This is a genomic window from Amycolatopsis sp. NPDC052450, from assembly GCF_044547565.1.
Taxonomy (GTDB): domain Bacteria; phylum Actinomycetota; class Actinomycetes; order Mycobacteriales; family Pseudonocardiaceae; genus Amycolatopsis.
The window spans coordinates 22,324-46,715 of record NZ_JBIUAQ010000047.1 but is presented as its reverse complement, the minus strand read 5'-3'; the positions used below and the strand labels follow the sequence as shown (position 1 = coordinate 46,715).

Genomic DNA, 24,392 nt, shown 5'->3' with positions numbered 1-24,392 from the left:
TTTTTTGGTGGGGGGGGTGTTGTGTTTTTCTTTTTTGCTTTTACCACCAAACAACCCCCCCCCCCACCCCGTGAAAAACCGCGCATGCAGGCATCAAGCGGACATTCAGCGACCAAGAAGCGTCCTTTGTGGACAACACCGCGAAATGCCCTCCGAAGACGTCGGTGCGGTCGTGCTCTCCCTCCTCGGACACAGCACGAGCGGCGAGCTCGCCCAGCCCGACCTCGGGACCGCGTTCGACGACCTGGTGCGGCTCGAGCCCCCTTTCCTCACCGGCGGTCTGCTGCTCGAAGCCGATGGCGTCTCCGTCACCCCAGGTTGCTGCTGCGACCTGACCGACTGGCCGGACTGGCACGGACTGCCGGAGGGGAACGGCCCTGACCTCGGTCACGGACCGGGGACGGTGTTCGAGTTCGACGGCGAGATCATCCGGTTCTGGCCGGACGTGGACGACAAGGACTGGGAGTCCCCCGAAGAACGGCGGCTGGAAATCCGGCGTCAGGACCTCCCCGGCCTCCTCCGGAGTGTGCACCGGGACCTCGTCGGGTTTCTCGACGCGCTCCGGGCATGGATGCGGATCGTCGAGCCGTCTTACGCCGATCACGTCGCCGCCGCCGTGCGCGGCCACTTGCGCGTCGGAGACGGCCCATCGGCCTGAGCCGAACGGCCCAACCCTCGCCGCCACCGGCGGCAATCGACAGCCGTTCAGGTTTGGCCATCACCCAGACGGGTATCGGTTGTCGGCACGCTCTACGAGGGGCCAGCCATGACAACCACTGCCAAACGCGCGCACACCGTCGCACGCGATCTCCTGTCTCTCACCAGATCGGGTGAAGCCGACCGGCTTGCCACCGAGCTGGTGTCCATCGCGTCGTCCACCCGGCGGAAGCCGGCGCTCGGCGAAGTCGTCGGACGACTGGTCGACACGTTCTCCTTGGCCACCAAGGATCGCCGTCGTTCGCTGCGAATCGGTGAACCGTTCACCTTGCGCCTGCGGGATTCCGCGGGACGGACGGTGCGACCCGACAAACTCGACCCGGCCGTGGCGGCGATCGTCCGCGCCATCGCCGCCAGTGTCCGCGACGACCGGGACACCTGCGCCGACCAGATCGGCGAGGCCTGCGACAACGCCGATCTCGACCAGCGGATCCGGGTTCTCGCGCACTGCCTCGTCTGGACGTCGGATCTGCTGAGCACCGACACCACGGCCTATCCCCCGGTGCTGTCCTGCTTCAAGGTATCGCCCCGACACTGTCCACAGTAGACATTGCGCGGTTCGGATGACTTCCGGCCCGTCGTGTGGACAACCTCCGCACGGAACGGCAAGGTGGACCACCGCGCACGAAGTCCCAGTCCCCGATGACGGGCGCACCTTCGCGGCCACTTCTCCCGAACCAGGAGCGCAGACTTGGACGAGGTAGCGCCCTCGACGGTACCCGCAGACTCCCGCGCCGCCGCCACGGCAGGCCGATTGCCCAATCCGGACAGCAGATTGGTCCGGGCGGCCGTCGCCGGTGATCCGGACGCGGTCCGGGAACTGCTCCGTTTCCTTTCCCCGCACGTGTTCCGTTATTGCGCGGGCAAGGTCGGGAGCGCCGGAACGGGCGCCTGTGACGCGCAGGACTGCGCGCAGGAGGTGTTGCAGGCGGTGCTGATCGCCTTGCCCCGCTACCGGTATCGCCCGGACCGGTTCCTCGCGTTCGTCCTCGGGATCGCCGGGCACAAGGTCGCCGACCTCCATCGGCGCCGATCCCGCGAACCGGTCGCCTCGGTCTCCGAGATCGGCGACGGGCTGACGCTCTGGGTCCGCCGCGATCCGGACGAGATCGAACGGCTGGAGCATCGGTTGCAGGCAGGGACCCTGCTGGCGAGATTGCCGATGCCGCACCGGGAGGTGGTCGCCCTCCGGTTCGTGTTCGGCCTTTCGGCCGAGGAGACGGCCGAACGGCTCGGCCTCCCGAGTGCCGGGGCGGTCCGCGCGGCCCAGTTCCGGGCGCTCGCCCGATTGCGGGCGCTGCTCACCGAGCGGAACGCCCGGTACGCGAGTGATGTCCCGGTCATCGGGCAAATCCCCGCACCGGAGCTCGTCCCGGTATAGAACCGTCCACTTCGGACACTCGATTACTTGTACGCCGCTTGTACGAGCGTCTTGCATCCTGTCCCCCTATCAGGGGAACCACTGGAGGACAGAGATGAAGATCCGATCGAGGATCGTCAGAGGCGCCGTTGGCACGATCGCGCTGGCCGGGGCGATCATGCTCGGCGGCGCGGGCGAGGCGCTGGCGGCGACGGGCACGGTGAACACCGACTCCGGGGTGGCGGTGACCGTGCGGTCGAGCCCGAACACCGGCGCGAGTTCGGTCGGCACCGTCGCGAGCGGCACCGCCGTCACGATCGACTGCCAGATCAACGGCTCGACGGTGACCGGCAAGTACGGCACCACCGACATCTGGGACTACGTGCCGTCCAAGGGCGGCTACATCAGCGACGCCTACGTCTACACCGGCTCCGACGGCCGGGTCGCCCCGGACTGCGCCGGCAGCACCCTCTCCTGCTCCACCGCGGGCACCGGCAACCCGAGGACCTGCGCCGAAGCCGTCGCGTGGGCGAAGGCACACGTGCACACCAACAACGATCCCAACTACTACCGCTGGTGCGACCGGATCAACTCGTGGGCCTACGGCTGGACCGCGAGCGGCTCGGAAACGGCCTACGTGCACTGGACCCAGATCCCGGGTTCGTACAAGCACCCCGGTGACACCCAGGTCCCCGCGGGCGGGCTCGCCTTCTTCAGCAACGGCGGCACCGGGCACACGATGATCTCCATCGGCGGCGGCAAGTTCCTGTCGAACGACATCCACGGCCCCGGCAGCTTCACCGAGACCACGATCTCGGAGATCAAGAGCGCCTGGAACTACACCTATCTCGGCTGGTCGCAGCCTTGGTTCAAGATCAACCACTGATCGCGCGAGTGGCCTCGAAACGCTGCCGGACGAAGGGGGCCCCGTCCGGCAGCGTTTCTTCCGCACGCCAGGAGAAACTCGCGGCGGTCAGCTCGGAGAAGATCCACCGGCGCCGGACGCCGTCAGTGTCGGCCTCGATCTCGAAGCCGTCCTCCGTCCGCTTGCCGAGGAACGGGATCACCCAGCCGTTGCCGGGACCGAGCCAGGTCGACCGGAACGCGTCGATCTTCTCGTCGTAGAAGCGCAGGCTCATCCCCCACTCCCCGTCCACGCCGCCGACCCTGCTCGCCCGCGCCGGACTGATCCACACGTCGGCCAGCGCGCGGCCGTCGAGCGCCCAGCCGAAATGCCATTCGCCGTCGACGGTCCGGGCACCGCCGTCCTCCGCGTAGTTGTGCACGACCAGGTCCCAGCTGCCGATCAGCGGCTCGAACACACCGAGCCGTCCGGCGAGTTCGGGGCGCGGCCCCGAGGCGGTGAAGACGGCGGCGATCCGTTCGGTGACGTCCATGCGGCCAGGATGACCAGTTGACAGTATGCTGTCAACTATGATCGACCTGGTCCGCGACTACCGGCTGCTCATCGCCGACGTCTACGAGCTCGCGGGGCTGAGCCGCCGCGTCAGCGAGCGGGAGGCGACCGGGCTGGGCACGACGGTGGCCCGCTGGCATGTGCTGAGCACGGTGTCCGAAGAACCCCTCGCCGTCCCCGCCATCGCACGACGGCTCGGTCAGGTCCGCCAAGCCGTGCAGCGCGTCGCGGACGATCTCGCCGAGGCCGGCCACCTGAGCGTGGAGCCGAATCCGTCGCATCGCCGCTCGTCCCTGTACGCCATCACGCCCGAAGGCGCACGGCTGCTGCAGCGGCTGTGGGACGCGAGCGAATCCCGGCGCGACGTGCTCCACGACAGCGGTGTCACCCCCGAGGAGCTGCGGCAGGCCCGCGACACGCTGCGCAGGTTGTCAGCCGCGCTCAGCTCCTGAATCCGCCCTTTCGTCGCATCGTGATAAAAAGCGGCCACTCGATCGGGTTAGAGTTGACGGATGGGCAACGAAGCTCTCGCTACTCCGGCACCCCGGGAGCAGCGCGCGCTCATGCAGGCGATGCTCACCCGGCTGCCCGAGTTCAGCGACCGCCTCGCCCGGCTGCTCAGCGACGAGGACGAGTTCTACCACCAGGTGGACAGCACCGCGCCGGAAGAGTTGCGCAAGGTCTGCCGGGCGAATCTCGAGCGGGCGCTGACCGCGCTCGTCGAGGGCCGCGGGCTGCCGCTCGACGCGGCCCGCAAGACCGGGTTGGCGCAGGCCAGGCAGGGTATCCCGCTACCGTCCGTGCTCCGCGCGTTCCGGATCGGCGGGATCTTCGTCTACGAACGCCTGGTGGAGCTGGCTGGCCCCGGTTTCATCAACCCGGCCCGCACGGTGGAGATCAACGCAGGCGTATGGAAGACCATCGACCTCTACTCCGACGCGCTGACCACCGCGTACAACGAGGTCGCCGGCGAACTCTCACACGAGAAGCTCGTCCTGCTGGACGGCCTGCTGCAAGGCCGCTTCGCCACCCAGGCGGAACTCGAGAACGCCGCCAAGGAACTCGACCTCCCGGCGGCGGGTACGTTCGTCGCCGTCGTGACCGAGCCCGTCGAGCCGAAGGAACGGCCCGGCGTCGAGGCGCTGCTGCGGGCGCGACGCTGGAAGTCGGCCTGGCGGCCCGGCGCCGAAGTCGGCCTGGTCGTGATCGACCGCGTCGAAGACGTCCGGCGGCTGCGTGACGTCCTGGGCACCCTGCCGCTGGCCGTGGGGATGAGCAGGCCGTTCAACGGCTTCCTCGAGGTGCCGGACGCGGTGCACCGGGCCAGGATCGCCCGCCGTTCGCTGGCCACCGGCGCCGCCGGTGTCGCCGTCTTCGGCGACTCGCCGGTCACTACCCTGGTCGCGAGCGCGCCGGAGATGTCGCGAGACGTCTTGCGCTCCGTGCTGGCCGGGCTCCTGGTACTGCCCAAACCCGAACGGCAGGTCCTGCTCGACACGCTGGTCGCGTGGTTCGCCGGGCACGGCTCGGCCAAGGAGGCGGCGGACCGGCTGATCGTCCACCCGAACACCGTCCGCTACCGGCTGCGCCGGGTGCAGGAGCTGACCAGGCGCGACCTGTCCGACCCGGTCGACGTCGGGGAGCTCTACGTCGCGCTGGAGGCGGTCCGCCTGGCGGACGACGCTTAGCTCCTTCTCTCCGGTGCCATGTCGGCGTCGATGATCCTCGCGAGGTCCAGCAGCGTGTGCCCGAGACCGGGACGCGCGGTGAGCCGCACCGCGAGCGTGCGGCCGCGCGCGGTCGTGGCGACCGGCAGGGTCACTTCGGGATTCGCGGATCTCGTCCACTGTGGACGGCGTCCGGCCGCGGACAGGACGATGTCGGGATGTGGCGACCGCCGCCCCGGGCGCCACCGTGATCTCCTGGCGTCGAGGTCACGGATCACGTTGCCGTGCAACGAAAGCAACGTCGCGACGTCCGCGACGGCGTCACGGAGCTCGACATCGGTGATCGAATCCGAGTACGCGCCGATGTCCAGCACGCGGGAATCGTTGGGGTCCTGCGGCACAAAGTTCCTTTCCACGCACCGGAAGTCGTCCGATGGTGGTCCCGCTCACGTTGTTCCCGGGAACAAACATGTTTGGCTGCCTGGGCCGAATGGCGGCGCCGGTACCGCCTTACGGTCGCACGGGGTGCCTGTGACCGCCGGTTACACCTTTGACGCTGACCTGCGGGCGGGCCAGTATCTGGCGACTGATTACCGATGGGTAATGTGGATTTCCATGGTTCCACCAGGAGGACCGTTGCGACGTGCGTTGAGCCTGATCTTCTTGGCCCTAGGGGTGTTCTCCATCGCCGGCGCGGTGTTGCTGCCGACCTACGTGAAACCCGAACTCGCCAAGGTGCCGCTGAACCAGGAGTCGACGTCGGTCCTCGAAGGAACCGCGTCCAAGGTGCTCGCCGTGAAGAACGAAGGCGGCAAGACCGTCACGGAGATCCGCGACAACGCCAAGCTGAAGGCGACGGCCCGCGTGGCGGCGAACTTCGCGCCACCGGAGATGCGTGAGGGTACGGACGTCGCCGTCTGGCTGCTGGCCGTCTCGGTCGTCGACACCAGCGACCAGACCGTGGTCAGCGCGAGCAAGCGGCAGGTCTGTTTCGACCGCCGCACCGCGGAGGGCTACATGCCGCCGGGTGGTGACCAGGAGGCGAAGTGCTCGGCCAACAGCAGCTTCGTCACCAAGCTCAAGGACAAGCCCGAGAAGGAGGGCGAGAAGCCCGAGGAGATCCAGGAGTACAAGCCGCAGCCCGGCCTGAACTTCAAGTTCCCCTTCGACACCGAACAGAAGGACTACCAGGTCTACGACGACAACACCGGCCGCGCCGTCCAGGCCCGGTTCAAGGGCGTCGAGGACATCAAGGGCGTCGAGGTCTACAAGTTCGTCCAGGAGATCCCCACCACGAAGATCTCGACGAAGAAGGTGCCGGGCTCGCTCATCGGCGCCACCGGTGACTCCGTCGAGGCGGGTCAGTTCTACGCGGGCACCATCACCAGCTGGATCGAGCCGGTGACCGGGATCCAGGTCAAGCAGGAACAGCGCTCACACCAGGAACTGCGCTCGGCCGCGAACCCCACGCCCACCGTGGTCTTCGACGGAACGCTGACCTTCACCGACGCCACCGTCGACGCGATGGTCAAGCAGGTCGGCGAGAACAAGGGCAAGCTGGACTTCATCGGGAGCACCGGGCCGATCGTGCTCGGGGTCGCCGGCGCGGCCTTCCTCGCGCTCGGAGTCTTCCTGCTGGTGAAGCGGCGCCCGACGCCTTCGCGCCACTAACGCTTACGCAGCACCATCACCAGATTCCACGACGCGACCTCCCGTACCCCGGGGACACGCGCGATCCACTGGGCCCAGGAGGGGTGGTAACGCGGATACACCTCCTGAAGATCGGCGAGTGGCGTGGCCTTCCCCCACCGGACGGCCGCGCCGGCCGAAAAGGCGAAAAGACTCTCGCCGAATTTGTTCTTCGGCTCCTTCCCGTTCTTTTCGAGATAACGCCGCCGGGCGTAATGCCCGCCAAGGAAATGCCACGGCGCCGTCTCGTGGCCGCCCCACGGCGAATACCAGGGTGTGAACGAGGCGAAAATCGTCCCACCCGGTTTGGTCACCCGGCACATCTCGGCCAGCATGACCTCCGGTTCGGAAACGTGTTCGAGGACGTTCGACGAATAGCAGACGTCCACGGATCCGGTGCGCACCGGCAGTTTCGTCCCGCTGCCGCGGACCATGTTCTCCCCGGCCTCGCCCCTTGCCGTCAGCTCTCCGACGTCGGGATCTATGCCAAGGTAGGTGGCTCCGGCGGCACGGAACGCGTCCGAGAAATAGCCCGGTCCGCCACCGACGTCGACGATGGTCCGGCCGTTCAACGGAGTGTGCTGCGCCAATTGCCGGACCGAGTCCTCGGCGAGCACCGAGTAGAAACCGTCCGGATCCGTCTGCTCGGTGAGAAAAGCCCGGAACAACGTCACCGATCTGCGCAAGGTCGCGCGATGAGGCAGCGTTGAACGGGTCACCGACCGATTACCGACCATCGAACCATCGCTTTCCGAGAATGATTCATCTACCGTGTACGCACCGGTAACCTAGCATTGTCGCTAACAGGTTGGGAGAACCACGATGGAACGGCCACGTGTGCTGCTCGTCAACTGGCGCGACACCGGCCATCCGGAAGGCGGCGGCTCCGAGCGGTACGTCGAGCGGATGGCCGAGGGACTCGCCAAAGCCGGATACCGGGTCGAGATCCAGTGCGCGGCGTACCCGGGCGCGAACGCGGGCGAATGGCGCGACGGCGTCCGCTATCGCCGCCGCGGCAACAAATTCGGCGTGTACCCGCACGCGCTCCGGGCGATCCGGAACGCGCACGCCGACCTCGTCGTCGACGTCCAGAACGGGATGCCGTTCTTCGCCAGGCTCGTGGCGGGTTGCCCGGTTCTCGTGCTGGTGCACCACGTCCACAAGGAACAGTGGATCAGCGCGCTCGGCGAGACAGTGGGCCGGATCGGCTGGTGGATCGAGTCCCGGCTGGCGCCGTGGCTGTTCCGGCACTGCCGCTACGTCACGGTTTCCGAGATCACCAAGGGCGAACTCGCCGGCCTCGGCATCGAAGGCTCACGTATCACCGTGGTACCGAACGGTTTGGACACTCCCCCACACGTCAAGGCCGTCCGCGCGCCCGAACCGACGCTGGTCGCCGTCAGCAGGCTGGTACCGCACAAGCGGATCGAGCACGCGATCGACGTCGTCGCGGAACTGAGCGGACGCTGGCCGACGCTGCGGCTCGAGATCGTCGGCCAGGGCCCGTGGGAAGAGGTTCTGCGCGAACACGCGCGCGACCGTGGCGTCGAAGACCGCGTGCGGCTGCACGGCTGGGTGGACGAGAACGAGAAACACGAGATCCTGGAACGGTCCTGGCTGCACCTGTGCCCGTCGGTCAAGGAAGGCTGGGGAATCGTCATCATGGAGGCCGCCGCGCACGGCGTGCCGTCGGTGGCCTACCGGGCGGCGGGCGGGGTGGCCGAATCCATCGTGGAGGGCAAGACCGGCCTGCTGGCCGACGACTTCGCCGATTTCACCGCGCGGGTCGACGGGCTGCTCGCCGATCAGGCGCGCCGGAACGAAATGGGCCGGGCGGGCGTCACCTGGGCGGGCCTGTTCGACTGGGAGCACAGCGTGCACCGGTTCGAATCACTCGTGCGGGACGTGGCCGGGGTGGCCATCCCCCATCCCAGGGTGCTGGTTCCGCAAGGCTTCCACGATCCCGTCGACCAGGCCGGCCGCGGCGGCGTCGTCGAAGTCCTTGCGGCGTGCGCGCACGGTGACGGTGCTCGTCTCGCCGACGGTCGCCGCGCCGAACGCCACGCCTGAGCGGCCGCTGGCGGCGGGATAGAACGCGATCGAGGTGACCGCGTCCGCCGCCGAAACGATACCGAGGTTGGAAACCAGATAGGTCGATCCGAGCCTGCTCGCCAGCAGCCGGGTGCCCAGCCGGGCGATTCTGCTGCTGCGGGCGGGGAAATCGGGTTCCGGCGGCTGAGTGGCCAGCAGTGCGCCCACTTCGGCGACCGAGGGCTCGCGGCCGACCCGCAACCGGAAGAACGCGCTGTCGTGCTCGGGTTGTGGGGCGGCGCCGCCCCGCCAGGAGGCACCCACCGCGGCCACCACCCGAGCGGTCTTCTCGCCGTGCCGGGCGTTCCACGTCTCGGTCAGGTTCGCGGCGGCCGCCGCGAAGGCCGCGGACCCCAGTCGTGCGCGAGGGAGAACACGGGCGCTGAACACGTCTCCTGAGCCACTTTCGGCGCGTTCCGGGGTGATCCTGGCCGGTGGCGCGAAAAGCGCTTCAGCGAGCCGCTGGAAGGCCGACGTGAGAAAGGATCGATCCGCCGTACGCGCGCCGATTCCCTTGGCGGCGGACGAGATCGGGATGTCGAGGGCCAGCCCGAGGACGGCGAGCAGGCCGAGACCGTCGAGCGCGCCGTGGTGCGCGGCGATCAGCACGACGGGTTCGTCGACGCCGACGGCGACGCGAAGCAACGGCGCGCCACGTTCGTACGACGCCTCCGCGAAGCGATCACGGATCGCCGGGAGTTCTTCACCGGCAACGGCTTCGACGTCGGGAGCGGCCCCGAGCCATGGCCGTTCCCCGACGGCGACCGCCAGCCGCATCCGCGCCTTTTCCGGCGTCAGCACCGAAGTCAGTCTCGCTTCCAGGAGGATGCTCCAGGAAACGGTGGGGTCGCCGTAGAGCCCGACGACCCGGCCGGCGTGGTCGGAGGCGAGCTGGGACACCGGCTCAGCGGTTGCCGTAAATGATGTGCTCCGGGCTCGAATTCGGGTTGAACTGCTCCTTGATCTTCGCCTGCACCTGGGGTGCGGCGTCCGGATCGGCGGTGTTCGTCAGCGCGTAACTCCCGCCCGCGGCCGTTGCGAGCCCGATGATGACGGCGGCGGCCGCGCCGATGAGGGTACCCAAGACCTACTCCTTCCGCGGCAGGGAATTCCTGCGTCGGCTCAATGTACGCACCGGTAACTTGAGGCACAACAGTGCGGCGGCGATCGAGAGCAGTGCTACTCCGTTTGCCAGCACCACGGGGACCGGTGATCGCGTCTCGGTCACGGCCGGCTCACCGGGAGTGCGGTAAAGCGTGAGCCAGTCACCGGACCACACCCGTTGCGTGCCGGTCAGCAACCGCGGGTCGACCCGCCCCGGCGTCCCGTGTTCGACCAGGATCCAGCCGATTCCGGCCGCGGACAGGTCCTCGGGCGACTTCGCAGCGCGGACACGGTCCATTCTGGAATCCTCGCCGTCGATCTCCTCGCCGCCGACCCGCAACGTGTCGTCGACGAGCACGGTTTCGGGCAGCGCGCGCGGCGCCGGGTCCAACTGGGTCCGGTGGTCGTTCCAGGCGAAACCGCGGAACGTGGACAGCGGCAGCGCGACGACGTCACCGGGCCGGTCGTCTTCCGCCAGCACCCGATGGACGGCGTTCCAGTCCTCCGGGTAGGGCACCGCTTCGATCCGCCCCCAGCCACCCCAGGCGAGATCGGGCATGGTGAGCAAGGGAAAGAGCGCGGCCGCCACGATGAGCGCCCCGGCGCCGGCCTTCAGGCGTGCGGCGGCGGCTTCGGCGGCGAGCGCGAACCCGAGCGCGACCGGAAGCGCCCACCACGCCACCCATTTCTGCGCGTCCCGCAGCAATCCCGCGCCGGGAACGTGCTCCATCGCCCAGGACAGCACGGGTTCGCCGAACGGCAGTGTCGCCAGCGCGGCGAGCACGACACCGAGAACTCCCAGCAGCAGCAACGCTCTCGGCGGCGCTGTCCCCCACCTCCGTGCCAGGGGACGGAGCCCGGCCATCGCCACGGCGACCGTGACGAGGATCAGCACCGGGGCCATCGGCGCACCCCGGCTGCCGGGGACGACGTCGCCGTTCCAGATGCCGCCGAGTCCGAGCACGCTCAGGATCGCCGGGCCCCAGCTTTCGGCGCGGGCACTGAACGCGGCCACCCCGGCTGGGTCGGACAACGTGCCGCCCTCGTGCAGGAGTGTCGGCACGAGCCAGGGCAGGTTGAGCACGACGGCGAGACCGAGGGTGTGGCCGAGTTTCCGGGGCCCGGCCAGGACGATCGCCGTGAGCGTGGCCAGTACACCGCCCGGCGGGGTGAGCACCGCGGGAGCGCAAGCGAGCACCAGCCGCGCGAAAGCTCTCGGTTCGTTCCGGCGCACGGAAAGCGCGGCGCCCGCGATCCACGGGAGGCAGGCGTAGGTGAGCAGGAGCGGCCAATGCCCGATGAACAACCGCTCCGCGAAATAGGCCGTCCACGCGTATGCGGTGGCGGCGACGATCCGCGTACCGAGTTGCTCCGTCGGCACCAGCCGTGCTGCGCCATATGCCGCCATGAAGAGCGATAGCACCAGGACGATTTTCTGCACCACATCGCCGGGAATCACCGCTGTCGCGAGCGCGATCACGGCATCGGCGGGAACCGAACGAGGCAGCGCGGAACCGAGGCCCAATGCGTCCGGGACCAGCGACTGACGCTGGGCGAACACCATGTCGTAGCTCAGGACGAAACCGCGTCCGAGTACCGGCAGGAACACCAGCGACGCGAGCCCCGCCGACACCGCGACCAGGACGAGACGTTCACGCCGTGCGTCCAACTGCCCTTTCCTTTCCGCGTCGATCGCGGTTATGGTCGCTCGATTACTCGCCGGTAATAGGAGCGCCGTTGAGCTTAGACGTCGAGGTCGAGCAGACCAGAACCGACAAGCGTGTCGCGGCGATCCTCGTTTCGCTCGCGCTGGCGGCCAACAACGCCGGCGCCTACGCGCTGAGCATCATCGCCGCCCGGCTGCTCGCGCCGAGCGCGTTCGGTGAACTGAGTTCACTGCTGGCGGTGCTGGTGATCGGCGTCGTACCCGCGATGGGCCTGCAAACGGTGGTCGCCCTGCGTGTCGCTCGCAAGCCTCAGGACTCGGGAACGCTACTGGCGCTGGGCCTCACGACGAGCGCCATCGTCGCGGCCATCGGCCTGCTGCTGGCGCCGGTACTGGTCTTCGTGCTGCACCTGGATTCCGTCGTGCCCGCGCTGCTGCTCGCCGTCACACTCGGCCCGCTGACGCTGCTCGGCCTCTTCCACGGTCTGCTGCAGGGCAGCGGCCGGTTCGCCCGCCTGGCCGGGCTCATGTCACTCGAAGGCGCGGGCAAGGTCGGCGGCTCGCTGCTCGGACTGCTGATCGGCGGCGACGCCACCGGCGCGCTCGCCGGCACCGCGATCGGCTCGTACCTGGTGATCTTCTGCGGCTGGCTCCTCTGTGGACGGCAACGACCACGGAAGGCGGGCCGGCACGCCGGCGAGGTCCTGCACGCGGCGCAGGCGATGCTGGCGCTGGTCCTGCTGGTGAACCTCGACCTGGTACTGGCCCGCCACACCCTCCCCGCGAACGAGGCGGGCGAATACGCGCTCGGCGCGATCGTCACGAAAATCGCCTACTGGCTCCCCCAAGCCGTCGGCGTCCTGGTGCTCCCCCGTTTCGCGAACGGCGACGACCGGCGCCGCATCCTGCCCGCCGCCCTCGCCGTCTGCGCGGCCCTCGACGCCGTCGTGCTCCTCGTCGCGGTGATCGCCGGCCCACGCCTGCTCTCCTTCATCGGCGGCCCCGGCTACGCCGCCAGCACCATGCCGGTCTGGCCGTTCGCCCTCGCCGGCTCGATGCTCGCGCTGGTACAGATCCTGCTGTTCTCCCGCCTCGCCGCCGGCGACCGGCGGGTGACCGTGCTGATGTGGACGACGGTGGTGGTGGAGACGGTGCTGGTGACCGCTTGGCTGCACTCCTCGGCGGTTCAGGTGGTCACTGTCGCTGCTTGCTGTGCCGGAGGTTTGGCACTCTCGGGCGCCGTTCTGGAGTGGCGGTCACGTCACTGATTCGTGACCGTGTGGATTTTGGGACGTCAGATGTCCCAAAACCCACACGGTCACGCACGAAAGGTCCGGTCACGACACCAAGCCGCCGGATTCTGTCGGTGATCGACTCCAAGCTGTTCCGGTGCGAAGAGGAGACTGGGTGCGCCACCCTTTGATCACCGGCGGTTCGACAGTGGTCACGGCGAAACAGCTCCCAGCCATCGGCATGCCACGCCGGACGATCTCGCGACGTTGCGAGCCCGGTGGGGCCTGGCGGATGCTGCTGCCCGGCGTCGTACTGCTCCAGAACGGCGAGCCGGCGGACGAACAGAAGATCCTCGCCGCCCTTCTGCATGCCGGTGACGATTCGATCCTGACCGGTGTCCGCGCCCTGGAGCGATACGGCTTGCGCAATCTCCCGGACACCACCGAGGTCCACGTGCTCGTCCCCTCGGAGCGCTCGGTCGCCGACAGCGGGTTCGTCCACATCGAACGGTCACGCCGACTGCCGAAACCAAGAGCACGGTCCGGCATCCCGACCGCTCCGGTGCCACGCGCGGTGATCGACGCGGCGCGAAGGACACGGGACAAGGACACGGTCACCGCGATGATGGCCGAATCGGTACAGCGAGGCTTCTGTTTGCCAAGGGCACTTTCCGACGAACTCGAGGAAGGCCGCCGGACAGGCATGGAGTCGTTGCGGAACACGCTCCTGCCGATCCTGGGTGGCGCCCGTTCGGTCGCCGAGGCCGACGCCTGGAACCTCTGGCAGAGGTCCGATCTGCCAGAGTGCCGCTGGAACGTCAAGATCTTCGACGCGAACGGCGTCTACATCGCGCGGCCGGACGGCTGGTGTGACGAGCTGGGCTTCGCCTGGGAAATCGATTCCCTCGGTTACCACGCGGGAACCGACGGGTTCCGTGACACACTCGCCCGCAACGCCCGCTATGCCGCGGCCGGGATCGTGGTGCTCCAGACTCTGCCGTCACGCCTGCGTTCCGAGCCCGCCGAGGTCGCGGCCGAACTCCGGGCGGCGCTGGACAGCGCGCGGCTACGACTCCGTCCGGACGTCCGCGTCCGGTGACGGTCCCGCGAACCAGGGCACACACATCGCCACCATCGCCGCCGCCGCCAGCAGCAGCGAAGCCTGCGTCACCGGACCGTAGGCCCACTCCTGCCCGTGCCCCAGCAGCCGCCCCACCACCGCGACGAGTGTTCCCACGGCCATCCCGCCGAAAGCGAGGTACCGCGGCGCGCGTTCGCTGAACTGGCGGGCCAGCAGGACGGCGATCAGCAGGACGATCGGCAGCATTCCGCCGAGGACGGCCAGCAGTCCGATGAGGACCACGGGGACGACGACACCGGAACCCGCCTCGACGGAGACGCGGCGCCGTCGGACCGGCCACAGCACGCCGATCAGTACGGCCAGGATCGCGATCGCGCCGATGAGCAGGCCGGAGCGGTATTTCCAGTCCGGCGTGAACTCGAGTCGGACGACACCGCCCGAGCCCGCGGGCAGGATCCACGCCTGCTGCCAGCCGTCGACGCGCGTCTTCACCAGCGGGGTCCCGTTCAGTGACGCGGTCCAGCCCGCGTTGGCGTTTTCCGGAACGGCCAAAATGGACTCGTCGCCGCCCGCCACGGTGACCGTCCGGGACGTCGCGTCCCAGGAGTCCACGGTGACGGCGCGATGCGCGGCGGGCGGAACAGCCTGCCCGGCGGGTTTGAGCCACAGGTCCTGGACCACAAAGGACTCGGACCGGTCGGTACGCAGTTCGTGTCCGCCCGCCGCCAGGTCGACGCCACCCGCCGAATCCGGGCACGCGGACAGGGTCAGCGGCCGGTGCGCGAGGTAGTCGGCGAGGGTGCCGCGGACGGACGTGTCGTAGTCGAAGCCGTTCAGGTGGACGTTCGGGCCCGATCCGCAGGGCACCGTGAATTCCGATTCCGGAGCGGGAAGTTCGGCACCGGTCAGGGACAGACTCCCGATGCCCAGCGAATTCCGGGTCCGCTGGTCGTCGTCGAGACCGGCGAACGCGATCTTCAGCTGCGACGTCTCCAGCGGCGGGAACGTCGCCGCGCCGGATGCGTCGAGTTCGACGGAACGGCTCGACGTCGGCGTCGTCAGCTCCAGCCGCGCGGGCGCGCGGGGGTCGGCGGCGACGCGGATACCGGAGATGGTCTGGGGTTTCTCCCACTCCAGAGTCAATGTCGGCCGCAGGTCGGTGATGTCGGGCAGCCACGTAGTCGCCGGATTCCCGTCCACCGCGGCGAACGCGCTCGCCGACGGATCCCCGCCCAGTTGCGACGTCGCCGACACCCGCACACCTGGCAAGGCCACTGGCACCCGGCCACCGCCGGCGGGCAGCACGGTGCCGCCGAATTCGTAAGCATTCTGCGACGTCGTGGAGAACAGCCGCCGGATCCCGTCCGGTTCTTCACCGTCGCGAGCCGCGTTGGCGTCACAGCGGACGTGCTCGCCGTCCGGCACACACGCGTACCTCGGCTGCTGACCCCGCGTGAACGCGAAGCCCGGCGCCGCACCGGCGGGCAGGTCCGCGGGGACTTCGAGCGCGCGTTGCGGGTCGACGTCGGGGATCTTCAGCTCCGAGATCCCGACGTTGCCGTCCTGCCTGCCGACCACGAGCGACAGCAACGTGATCCGCACCTTGCGCGTCACCCCCGGCGGCGCCGGATAGGAATGCGCCCCCTCACCCCGGACGACCTGGTGATCGACGGAACCGTTGTCCGTGGTGATCCGGATCCGGGTGGCGGGCCAGCCGACGCGGATGTCGTCGACCATCGCGAGATCGACGGTGTTCACCAGCCTCGGGGTGTCCAGTTCGACTTCGAGCCATTGGCCGATCGGGCCGGTGAAGCTCGACGAATGCCAAGCGGTGCGGGGGTCCCCGTCCAACGCGGCGAACGGCTGATGGCTCGGATCCGAGCCGCCGAACGCGTCCGCGAACGACGCCGCAGTCGACGCGTTCACCGAGCGGATCCCCCGGTACGCGGCCACGGTCTGGTGCTGCTCGCCGGGGAACGGCAGGACGTCGAGCGCGGCTCGTTGCTGTCGCGGCGATTCCCCGGCGGTCAGCGTCTGGCTCAGGTTGTCCCGCACTCCGCCGACGTTGCGTTCGGCGCGGCGCAGCCCGTCGGTGACCAGCCGCGGCCCGGCCGGCGAGCCGCCGTCCCCGGTCAGCACCGTCGGCGTGCCGGGATCGAGCTGCCCGGAGTTCATCAACGGCAGCAGGTTCTCCGGGCCACCGCTCACCGTCGGGACGTCCTTCGCGGACGTCGCGGTGACGAGCGGAACCGGCCGTTTCACCTCGAAGATCTCCAGCGGACCGAACTGGGCCGACTTCTCGATCCCGGGCGATCCCGCCAGCCCGGCGCGCAACGTCGTGAAATCGGGCGCGCCGACCTTGGCCCGATCGATGTCGCCGCGCAGCACCAGGAACCGGTAGCCCGACCGCGCGAGCAGAGCGGCGAGCCCGGGCTCCCCTCTGCCGTCCGCCAAGGCCGCGTCGATCGAGTCCATCAGGCGGGTGTTGCCCTCCGAGCCCAACGGGACCTGGTTGCGCACGGCCCACGGACTGTCCGCGATGGCCTGCGCCGGTTCGTCCACTGTGCGGCCCCAGTCGTACTCGCCGAAGCCGGTCGCGGGCAGCAGCAAAGTACGCGCCGTCGCGTCGGTCTTGGCGACGTGGCCCATCGCCTCGTACCAATATCCCGGCACCTCGTCCCAGCCCGGCCCCGGCCGCAACGTCAGCAACCACACCGGCGCGGCCATCGCCACGACCAGCAGGGCGCCCAGCGCGGGCCGCAGATTGCGCCGCAACGCGGGTGCGGCGCTCGTGATGCCGTGGACGAAGGCCAGCATCAACGGCAGCCGCAGCACCGGCTCGAACTTGTGCACGTTCCGCAGTGGCGCGAGCGGGCCGTCGAGCAGCTGCCGGACGGGTTCCGCCAGCGGGCTGTCGAGCGTCCCGACATAGCCGACGGTCAGCAGCGTCAGCCCGGTCAAGACGCCGAGCACCAGGAACCGCCGCTCGGGCAGGCCACGCCGCGCGAGGCCGAACAGCCCGACCGCGGCCACCAGCCCGGTCGCCGCCATCAGCACGGGATTGTCGATCAGGGCCCAGCCCGCCGGCCACCACGGCGTGCCCTGCACGACATAGGCGACCCACTGGTTCGTGCCGCGCAGCACCTCGAACAGCGACATCGGCGCCGTGGTGTTCGTCGCGGATTCGATGTAGTCGAGGAACGGCAGGCTGTACTGGCCGAGCAGGACCAGCGGCAGGATCCACCACAGCATCACGCCGGCGACGAAGACGAACCACCAGATGACGAGTTCGACGTGCGTACTCCGCCATTTCCTGGTCAGCAGCCACAACCCGGGCAGTACGAGCGCCATCACCACCATCGCGCCGTTGATCCCGCCCATGCACAGCACGGCGAGCGCCGACAACCCGGCGGCGCGACGTGGCGAGCCGACGCGGTCGGCGAGGATCAGCGGCAGCAGCACCCACGGCAGCAGGACGGCGGGCAGCATCTCCGAGGACAGCGAACCGATTTCGGTGACCATCCTCGGCGCGAGGGCGTAACCGACTGCTCCGATCAGCCGAGTCCGTTCGTTCCCTATTCTCAGCGCGCGGGCCACCAGCAGCGCACCACCGAACGCGACCGAGAGCAGGATCGCGCACCACAGCCGTTGCGCGATCCACACCGGTACCCCGACGGCTTGGCACAGTGCGAAGAACGGCCCCATCGGGAACAGGTAGCCGTACGCCTGGTTCTGCAACTCCCCCGCCGTCGCCTGGGGATTCCACAGGTGCAGTGCCCGGCCGAGGAAGGCGAGCGGATCCACCGCGAGGTCGAGTTTCGTGTCGAAGGTCGTCCTGCCGGGACGCTGCACAAAGGACAGCACGGTGAGCGCCAGCACGATCCACGTGCTAGGCCGTTTCACAAGCGCCCCGGGGGTTACCATCCGGTAGATACTAGGCGGAAACGTGGCTACTATGCGCCTATGACAGACGGTTTCGAAGAAGCGTGGTCGCTCGCCGAACCCGTCAAGGGCTGGATGACGCGGGAGCAGGGTCTTGCCTTGTGGACCGCGGCGTGCCGCCTGGACAAGAGCGACCTCATCGTCGAAATCGGCAGCCACCAGGGTCGTTCGACGATCGTGCTCGCCAGTGCCGCCCGCACGGTCGGCGCGCGGGTGGTCGCCGTCGACCCGTTCGTCGACGGCCGCCTGTTCGGCGGATCGCCGACCCGCCAACGGTTCGAGGCCAACCTGAGAATGGCGGGCGTCGAAGACGTCGTGGAACTCGTGGCGGAGTACAGCACGAAGCTCCGGCCGCGCTGGGACCGCCCGATCCAGTTGCTCTACATCGACGGCAAACACGACTACTGGACCTACACCGACGACCTTCGCTGGTCGGAGAACCTGGCTACTGGTGGGGAAATCCTGGTCCACGACTGCTTTTCGTCGATCGGCGTCACCTTGGGCACGATCGCGAAAGTCCTCTTCGGACGGCGCTACACCTACCTCGACCGCGCGACCTCGATGGCCCGGTTCCGGCTCGCCCCGCCGTCGGCGAAGGACAGGCTGCGCGTGATCGCCCAGTTGCCGTGGTTCATCCGCAACGTCGGGATCAAGATCCTGCTGCGGCTGCGGTTGTCGCCCGTGGCGAAGATCTTCGGCCACGACAGCCCGTACGACCCTTACTGAGTGAGCGGCCTGCCGACGTCGACCTTCGCGAGACAGACGGGAGCACCATTGGCGGACAACTGAAAGCCGATCTTGTCGAACAGGCCCTCGATCGGCAGGTACATCGTGTGCAGGCCGGGCTGGAACCAGACCGGCACGCGCACCCCGTCGCGGTCGACGAAACCTTCACCGCCGTCCGAGGTGAAATAGTCGATCCGCAGCAGGTGGCGGCCGAGAACGGGCGTGTCCAGCGGAACCCGGACCAGGTGCTCGCCGACGGTGTAGCCGCAGCCCGCCACCGGGCCGGGCAGGCCGCGGGAAACCGGTTCCACGCCGACGATCGTCCTCGCGGTGCCGGTATCGTCCAAAAGGGACATGCGGCTCGTCGGCTGGTCGAACAGGGCGCCGGGGAGCAGGCCCGCCACCCGGGAAGTGCGGGCGTTCTCGCCGAACCAGCCGTGCAGGATGTCGTTCGGCACCAGCGTGTCGTACAGGACGAGATCGGGATCCCGTTCGATCGAGGCCCGCGCGTTGGCGAGGTATTCGCGGGAGTGTTCGAACCGCAGTCCGGGCGCCAGCCGGGAGAACCCCACGGCGGAACTCGCGATCAGTGCGAGGCACAACGCCAGGGCCAGCGGCCGTTTCGCCGTGGACGGCTCGGCGTCCGCGGGCCGGTCGAACGGTTTCGGTTCCAGGTAGGCGAAAGCGAGACAGAGCACGACGACGAGCGCGAGATCGGCGACGTAGCGGGGATCACTGCCCAGTTCCGGGCCGACCTCGGTGAGCCGGGTGGCCGCCGAAAGCCCGATGTCCGCGACGAACACCAGGCCCAGCAGGATCCACGCCTTCCGGGCCCGGAGCCCGCCCACTCGCACCCCGGCGAACAGTACCCCGACGGCCACGAGCAGGAGCAGAATCCTCACCACCACAGGAGAAGCGGCGAACGTCGCACCAGGCCCCGGTCCGGACCAGGGTCCGCCCGCCATCCCCGGCACCAGGGTGTCGCCGAGCATCCGGCCCGTCATGTCCGCGACCGTGCCGACGGTGACCGGACCACCACCCTGCCCGACCTGACTCGTGGTCAACGCCAGGAAGGCGGCGGCATAGCTCGCGAGGACGACGACGAAAACTCCCATGAGCACGACATGACGGCGCAGGGAAATCCCGAGCAGCACGGTGATCCCGGCGATCAGTACCGGGATGAACACCGCCTTTTCGTAGAAGGCCAGCCCGAAGACGGTCCAGGCCACGGTGGCGATCGCCCAGCGCCCGCCGTCGGCGAGGTAGCGCACGTGCGCGTGCAGCGCGGCGGTGGTGGCCAGCAGCACGGGCGCGATCTGGATCGCATACGCCCACCACAACGTCGGGACGAGCAGCAGGGTCGACGTCGTGAACATCGCGAACGGGACGAGAATCCCCCACCGGCGGCCGAAACAGCGCACCAGCACCGCCCACAGCAGTACCGAGGCCACCGCCTGCATCAGCAGGACCGGCGCCATCAGCACGGCGAAGTTCAGCGGCGCCCACGCGGTCAGCACGTCGGCGAGCAGGAATCCGCCCGGCGCGAGGTGGCCGTGGTAGTCCTGGAAGAAATAGCCGAAGTCGAACGGGCCCGACTTCGCGGCGTGGTAGGTGATCACGAAGTCGTCCTGCGCGAGGCTGCCGCGCAGCGCGGCCCACGCGTGCAGGAAGAACGGGACCACACCCGCGACGAACGCGGCGAGCGTGACCGGCGAAGGTCTCTTCCCCCGGACGTGCAAGTCCTGCCTCAATTCTTGCAGATCGGCGGCTGGCACATGATCTTGCTCAGCGCCTGGTAGAAGACGTCCGAGATCTTCCGCGGATCGGGGGTGGTGAACGAATCGCCGCCGGTGGCGCCGGAAACCTGGCGTAGTTCGGACGCGTCGATGTCCGGCCCGATACCGATTCCGATGACCGGCAACGGTTTCCGCGGGTCCTGGAGTTCACCCAGTTCTTCCAGCAACCGCGGCAGCCCGATCGTCTCGCTGTCTTCGTTGCGCCCGTCGGTGAGGACGACGACCAGGTTGATCCGGCCGGGTTTCCAGTTCTGCCTGGCGTTCTGGTACGCGGCGAGGATCGAATCGTAGAGCCCGGTCGCCCCACCGGCTTTCGGCCGCACGGCCTGCAACTGCCCGACACCGCCCGAACTCTTCTGTTCGGCGATCGTCTTCATCGGCAGCAGGACGCGATGGTCCTTGTCACCGTCCAATTTGGTCGAGAACAGCCACAAACCCAGTTCCGTGGTGGGTTTGAACAGTCCGAGTCCCTGCGTCGCGGCCTGCAGCGTGAGATCCATCCGGCTCTTCCCGGTGCCCGGCACGGCGGCGGCCATCGAACCGGAGACGTCGAGCAGCACCTGGACGCGGGCGCTCAGGTTCGTCCCCGCCCAGGCCTGCAGTACGGCATACAGTTCGGCCGCGGGCGGGGCACCCGCCGGCTGCGGCGCCGGATCGGTCCGGCTGTCCCGCGCCCGCGGCACGGCGAACTGTCCGGTGGGCGCACGGAATCCCGCGTCGGCGAAGATGCCACCGGCGAGCGGATCGAGCAACAGCCGCAAAAAGCGTTCCGCCGCGCTCCTCGACGCTTCGGACGCCTTGGGCAACACGACATACGGGTAGTCGAACCCCTGCACCGGGACACCCGGATACGCCGCCACCAGATTCCGCGCGAGCGCGGATTGTTCGGTGGCGGGGAAGGCGGCCGGGGCCTGGCCGGGGACGGGATTCAGTTTCCGCATGACGGCGGTGAGGGCCGCGGCCGGATCGGGCTCCTTCTCGGTCAGCTTCCGGAGGGCGAGCAAGGTGCCGACGCCCAGCGGATCGCGTGCCGGGTCGGGGAAACCGACCGGTGAGCCGTCGAGGATCTCCTTCCAGTGAGGAGCTCTCCCCGGCCAGCCGAACCGCCGCGCCGTTTCGTCGGGAAGTCCCAGCACCACCGGCGAGTTCGCCACCGACTGACCGGATTCCGGCAGGTTCCACGCACCGGCGTCCCTGGCCTGCGACAACATCGTGCTCGACTCGGGGATCCAGACGTCGGGCCCGCCGGAGGTGGTGGTCCCGAGCAGGTCGGCGGTCGCGGCCGACTCGCTCGCGGTCACGTTGACACTGAAGCATTCCTCCTGCGGCACGGTCTGCGCGAGCCGTGTGAGCACGGGCGCCACGTCGGGGGCGGCGGTGATCTCGACCGGCGTCAACGCGTCACAACCGTTGCCCGCCAACCGGGCCCGCAGGTAATCCACGCCCCACCAGGCGCCGAGCGCGATCACCAGCAAGAGGCTCAAGACGACGACGGGCGCGGTGAAACGCCCGCCACGCCTCGGACCTACCTGCATGTGCATGCCTCCGAGGTGCGGGGTGAGGACCTGGGATGTTGCCCAATCCGCCCGCGAACGTCAACCCTCGGGTAACTTAGCGCCTCCCGGTGCGGCAAACGGCCTAACCGAAGTCGTGTCCAGACGGACGGCACACGTGTCGTCCGTCTGGTCACGCGAGATGAGCCTTGGCCTAACCGAAGTACCGTCCCGCTCCGATGTGGGCACCGGCCGACTGCCACCAGCCGGCGTCCCCGGTCGAATCGATGCCGTCCGCGATCACCGTCGCGCCCGCCATGGCCGCGGTCTCGATGAGGTTCCGCAGCGACCGTTCCGCCAGTGGCTCCGTCCGCCGCTCCGCCAGCCGGGGTGCGATCCGGACCGTCTTCACGGGCACGTCCACGAGACAGACGATGTCACCGGCCGCTCCGAAGTCCTGCAGTTCCGCGTCGACCCCGATCTCGGCGAGGAGGTGGAGGTTGTCGACGGTCTCCCCGAGTTCGGCGAGCACGGCACCGGCGGGAAAGCCCAGCCGCAGCCGTGACGGCCCGAGACCGGTCGTGGCGAGCACACTCCGCACCGATCCGACGAGATCGGGATCCGCGGCCTGGTTCGACGTCAGGCTCACCACCATCGGGAGCCGGTCGTCCGACTCCTCGCAAGCCGTGCGGATGAGCCATTCGCCCAGCGGCACGATGAGACCGGTGTCGTTGGCGAAGCGGACGCAGGTGTCGTGACCGATCCGGCCGTGGCGCGGATGGTTCCAGGTGAGTCTCGCCTCGATCCCCGCGGGCCTGCTGTCCGCCAGCCAGGTCAGCGGCCGAAAATGTACTTCGACCTCGCCGGTCTCCCAGGCGCCCGCCATGGAGACGGCCAAGCCGAACTCGTGCCGCTCCCTGGTGTCGAGGACGGAGTCGGACAGCGCCCATTGCCGGTAGCCGTTGGCCTGCGCCCGGCGCAGTGTCATGTCGGAGACGCGCAGCAGTTCGTTCGGCGCGATGTCCCTCGGCGGCCGGTGCACCACCCCGACACAGGCCGAAACCGCGACCCCGCTGCCGCCTTCGAGGTACACCGGTTCGGACAGCTCCTGGTTGATCATGCCGATCACGGTGGCGACGTCCGGGCTGGTCGCGGTGTTCTGGATGAGGATGCCGAACTCGTCACCGCCGATCCTGGCGATGAGCGCGTCCTCGCCGCCGACGACGGCGCGCAGCTTCGCGGCGACGTTCTTCAACAGGTCGTCGCTCTGTTTCTGGCCGAGCCCGCCGGCGATCAGGGAGAATCCGTCGAGGTCGAGGTGATAGACCGTGACGCCGAACGACGGGTCGGCGTGCCGCAGCGCCCGTTCCAGCCGGGTTCCGAAGCACTGCCTGTTCGGCAGGCCGGTCAACGGATCGTGCAGGGCCTGACGGCTCAGCTGCCGCTGCAACAGCGAAACGTCGGTGTCGCCGTCGACGAGCGTGATCAACTGCTGGGCCTCACCCGCCGGGTCGCGGATCACCGCGCCGGTGAAGGCCGCCCACGTCGATTCTTCCTCGTCGGCCACGAGTCTTCGAGACAGCTCGAGCCGCTGGCTCTCGCCTTCGAGCAGCTTCCGGTACCCCTCGCGCAGGCCCTCGGCGTCTTCCGGATGGACCAGGTCGTAGAGGTTGAGCCCGGTCAGATCCGCGACGGGCCGGTTCAGCATTTCGGCGAACGCCGGGTTCACCCGCTGGACGCGGCCGTCCACCCTGGTGACGGCGACCCCGGTGGCCGAACCGGTGAACAGCTGCTCGAAACGCGCCTGCGTGAGCACCAGTTCGCGACGGGTCTCGCGTTCGATCGTGACCAACGTACGACTCAGATCCTCTTGCTGTGTCTGGATGCTTTCGCGCAACGCCTCGCCGTAACCGGACGCGAGCGCGCCGAGCACCTGAAGCACCCGTTCGGGGAGCGACTTCACGCTCCGCAACTCCGGCTCGTGCAGGAGACCCTTACCGAGTACGTCCATCGTGCGACGGAGGCTGTCCGGTCCGACGCACCTGAGCGCGACGAGCCGCGCGCCGGCCTCGGCGGCCTGCGCGGGCTCGGCGTCTTCACTCAGCACCGCCGCGAAGATCTCGTCCAGGAGAGCGGCGAAATGCTCTTCGATCTGGGCGTGGGTATACGGAAGATACGCCGTACCGGTGACCAGGTAGGCCCACTTGCGGGCCAGCGTGGCGCGGGTCGGCGCGGCGTTCTTCCGCTTCGGCGATGCGGAAGATGAAGTTCTCTTCGTGGCGTCCGGCGATACGGAGAACTCATCGCCGTCCGGAAGTGGGAAAGTCACGTCCGCCGGTCCTGGGGTCGTTTTCGTATTCCGTCGTGAAGAACCATCCTCCACGATTCCCTGTCCGTACTCACTGTTAACC

General features: G+C 68.7%; 20 protein-coding genes. 11 read left to right on the top strand and 9 right to left on the bottom strand.

All coding sequences use genetic code 11. The features are described 5' to 3' along the window. Window positions 1–145: 145 nt before the first annotated feature. From ACIHAO_RS40625 to ACIHAO_RS40610, 4 genes are all read left to right on the top strand, one after another. Window positions 146–658 carry a hypothetical protein gene (locus ACIHAO_RS40625; protein ID WP_396567270.1) on the top strand — a complete coding sequence of 171 codons (513 nt, stop codon included), beginning with the start codon at window positions 146–148 and terminating at the stop codon, window positions 656–658. A 108-nt stretch (window positions 659–766) separates the two neighbouring features. Next, the gene (locus ACIHAO_RS40620; protein WP_396567269.1) at window positions 767–1,264 is read left to right on the top strand and encodes a hypothetical protein; all 498 of its coding nucleotides are present in this window, start codon (window positions 767–769) and stop codon (window positions 1,262–1,264) included. 144 nt (window positions 1,265–1,408) lie between these two features. Then, window positions 1,409–2,098 carry a sigma-70 family RNA polymerase sigma factor gene (locus ACIHAO_RS40615; RefSeq protein WP_396567267.1) on the top strand — a complete coding sequence of 230 codons (690 nt, stop codon included), beginning with the start codon at window positions 1,409–1,411 and terminating at the stop codon, window positions 2,096–2,098. A 94-nt stretch (window positions 2,099–2,192) separates the two neighbouring features. Further along, window positions 2,193–2,963 (top strand): hypothetical protein, encoded by a 771-nt coding sequence (locus ACIHAO_RS40610; protein ID WP_396567265.1) that lies wholly within the window; start codon window positions 2,193–2,195, stop codon window positions 2,961–2,963. Here the strand turns inward: ACIHAO_RS40610 and ACIHAO_RS40605 are convergent. Further along, the gene (locus tag ACIHAO_RS40605; RefSeq protein ID WP_396567263.1) at window positions 2,953–3,474 is read right to left on the bottom strand and encodes a hypothetical protein; all 522 of its coding nucleotides are present in this window, start codon (window positions 3,472–3,474) and stop codon (window positions 2,953–2,955) included. The two genes, ACIHAO_RS40610 and ACIHAO_RS40605, sit on opposite strands and share 11 nt — an antisense overlap. Before the next feature lie 37 nt (window positions 3,475–3,511). Between ACIHAO_RS40605 and ACIHAO_RS40600 the strand changes: the two genes are divergently transcribed. Both ACIHAO_RS40600 and ACIHAO_RS40595 read left to right on the top strand, forming a co-directional pair. Then, window positions 3,512–3,946, top strand: coding sequence for a MarR family winged helix-turn-helix transcriptional regulator (locus ACIHAO_RS40600; RefSeq protein ID WP_396567261.1), 435 nt, complete (start codon window positions 3,512–3,514; stop codon window positions 3,944–3,946). A 60-nt stretch (window positions 3,947–4,006) separates the two neighbouring features. Continuing rightward, window positions 4,007–5,182 carry a PucR family transcriptional regulator gene (locus ACIHAO_RS40595; RefSeq protein ID WP_396567259.1) on the top strand — a complete coding sequence of 392 codons (1,176 nt, stop codon included), beginning with the start codon at window positions 4,007–4,009 and terminating at the stop codon, window positions 5,180–5,182. Here the strand turns inward: ACIHAO_RS40595 and ACIHAO_RS40590 are convergent. Next, window positions 5,179–5,562 (bottom strand): hypothetical protein, encoded by a 384-nt coding sequence (locus ACIHAO_RS40590; protein WP_125797278.1) that lies wholly within the window; start codon window positions 5,560–5,562, stop codon window positions 5,179–5,181. The genes ACIHAO_RS40595 and ACIHAO_RS40590 overlap by 4 nt on opposite strands. 235 nt (window positions 5,563–5,797) lie before the next feature. On the opposite strand from ACIHAO_RS40590, the gene ACIHAO_RS40585 reads away from it, so the two are divergent. Continuing rightward, complete coding sequence (locus ACIHAO_RS40585) at window positions 5,798–6,832, top strand: DUF3068 domain-containing protein (RefSeq protein WP_396567257.1); 1,035 nt, start codon at window positions 5,798–5,800, stop codon at window positions 6,830–6,832. Here the strand turns inward: ACIHAO_RS40585 and ACIHAO_RS40580 are convergent. Further along, on the bottom strand, window positions 6,829–7,524 hold the full coding sequence (locus tag ACIHAO_RS40580; protein WP_125797276.1) for a bifunctional 2-polyprenyl-6-hydroxyphenol methylase/3-demethylubiquinol 3-O-methyltransferase UbiG: 696 nt from the start codon (window positions 7,522–7,524) through the stop codon (window positions 6,829–6,831). The two genes, ACIHAO_RS40585 and ACIHAO_RS40580, sit on opposite strands and share 4 nt — an antisense overlap. A gap of 163 nt (window positions 7,525–7,687) precedes the next feature. Between ACIHAO_RS40580 and ACIHAO_RS40575 the strand changes: the two genes are divergently transcribed. Further along, a complete protein-coding gene (locus ACIHAO_RS40575) occupies window positions 7,688–8,920 on the top strand; it encodes a glycosyltransferase family 4 protein (protein WP_396567286.1) in 1,233 nt (410 codons plus the stop codon). Between the two features lie 925 nt (window positions 8,921–9,845). On the opposite strand, the gene ACIHAO_RS40570 is transcribed toward ACIHAO_RS40575, so the two are convergent. Together ACIHAO_RS40570 and ACIHAO_RS40565 are read right to left on the bottom strand one after the other, a co-directional pair. Further along, on the bottom strand, window positions 9,846–10,025 hold the full coding sequence (locus ACIHAO_RS40570) for a hypothetical protein (protein WP_125786340.1): 180 nt from the start codon (window positions 10,023–10,025) through the stop codon (window positions 9,846–9,848). Window positions 10,026–10,028: 3 nt separating this feature from the next. Continuing rightward, window positions 10,029–11,714 (bottom strand): hypothetical protein, encoded by a 1,686-nt coding sequence (locus ACIHAO_RS40565; RefSeq protein WP_396567254.1) that lies wholly within the window; start codon window positions 11,712–11,714, stop codon window positions 10,029–10,031. A gap of 68 nt (window positions 11,715–11,782) precedes the next feature. Here ACIHAO_RS40565 and ACIHAO_RS40560 point away from each other — a divergent pair, with 68 nt between their 5' ends. Both ACIHAO_RS40560 and ACIHAO_RS40555 read left to right on the top strand, forming a co-directional pair. Continuing rightward, window positions 11,783–12,979 (top strand): lipopolysaccharide biosynthesis protein, encoded by a 1,197-nt coding sequence (locus ACIHAO_RS40560; RefSeq protein WP_396567252.1) that lies wholly within the window; start codon window positions 11,783–11,785, stop codon window positions 12,977–12,979. A 139-nt stretch (window positions 12,980–13,118) separates the two neighbouring features. Beyond that, window positions 13,119–14,042 carry a hypothetical protein gene (locus tag ACIHAO_RS40555; protein ID WP_396567250.1) on the top strand — a complete coding sequence of 308 codons (924 nt, stop codon included), beginning with the start codon at window positions 13,119–13,121 and terminating at the stop codon, window positions 14,040–14,042. Here the strand turns inward: ACIHAO_RS40555 and ACIHAO_RS40550 are convergent. Then, window positions 14,010–17,948: an alpha-(1->3)-arabinofuranosyltransferase gene (locus tag ACIHAO_RS40550; RefSeq protein ID WP_396567248.1), complete on the bottom strand. Its 3,939-nt coding sequence runs from the start codon at window positions 17,946–17,948 to the stop codon at window positions 14,010–14,012. The two genes, ACIHAO_RS40555 and ACIHAO_RS40550, sit on opposite strands and share 33 nt — an antisense overlap. 39 nt (window positions 17,949–17,987) lie before the next feature. On the opposite strand from ACIHAO_RS40550, the gene ACIHAO_RS40545 reads away from it, so the two are divergent. Further along, entirely contained in the window at window positions 17,988–18,692 is a 705-nt protein-coding gene (locus ACIHAO_RS40545; protein WP_396567246.1) for a class I SAM-dependent methyltransferase, read from the top strand. Here the strand turns inward: ACIHAO_RS40545 and ACIHAO_RS40540 are convergent. The 3 genes from ACIHAO_RS40540 to ACIHAO_RS40530 form a co-directional block, all read right to left on the bottom strand. Next, window positions 18,686–20,431, bottom strand: a complete 1,746-nt coding sequence (locus ACIHAO_RS40540; RefSeq protein ID WP_396567244.1) for a hypothetical protein — start codon at window positions 20,429–20,431, stop codon at window positions 18,686–18,688. The two genes, ACIHAO_RS40545 and ACIHAO_RS40540, sit on opposite strands and share 7 nt — an antisense overlap. A gap of 8 nt (window positions 20,432–20,439) precedes the next feature. Then, complete coding sequence (locus ACIHAO_RS40535; protein WP_396567242.1) at window positions 20,440–22,029, bottom strand: substrate-binding and VWA domain-containing protein; 1,590 nt, start codon at window positions 22,027–22,029, stop codon at window positions 20,440–20,442. Between the two features lie 166 nt (window positions 22,030–22,195). Continuing rightward, on the bottom strand, window positions 22,196–24,310 hold the full coding sequence (locus ACIHAO_RS40530; RefSeq protein ID WP_396567240.1) for an EAL domain-containing protein: 2,115 nt from the start codon (window positions 24,308–24,310) through the stop codon (window positions 22,196–22,198). Window positions 24,311–24,392: the final 82 nt, after the last annotated feature.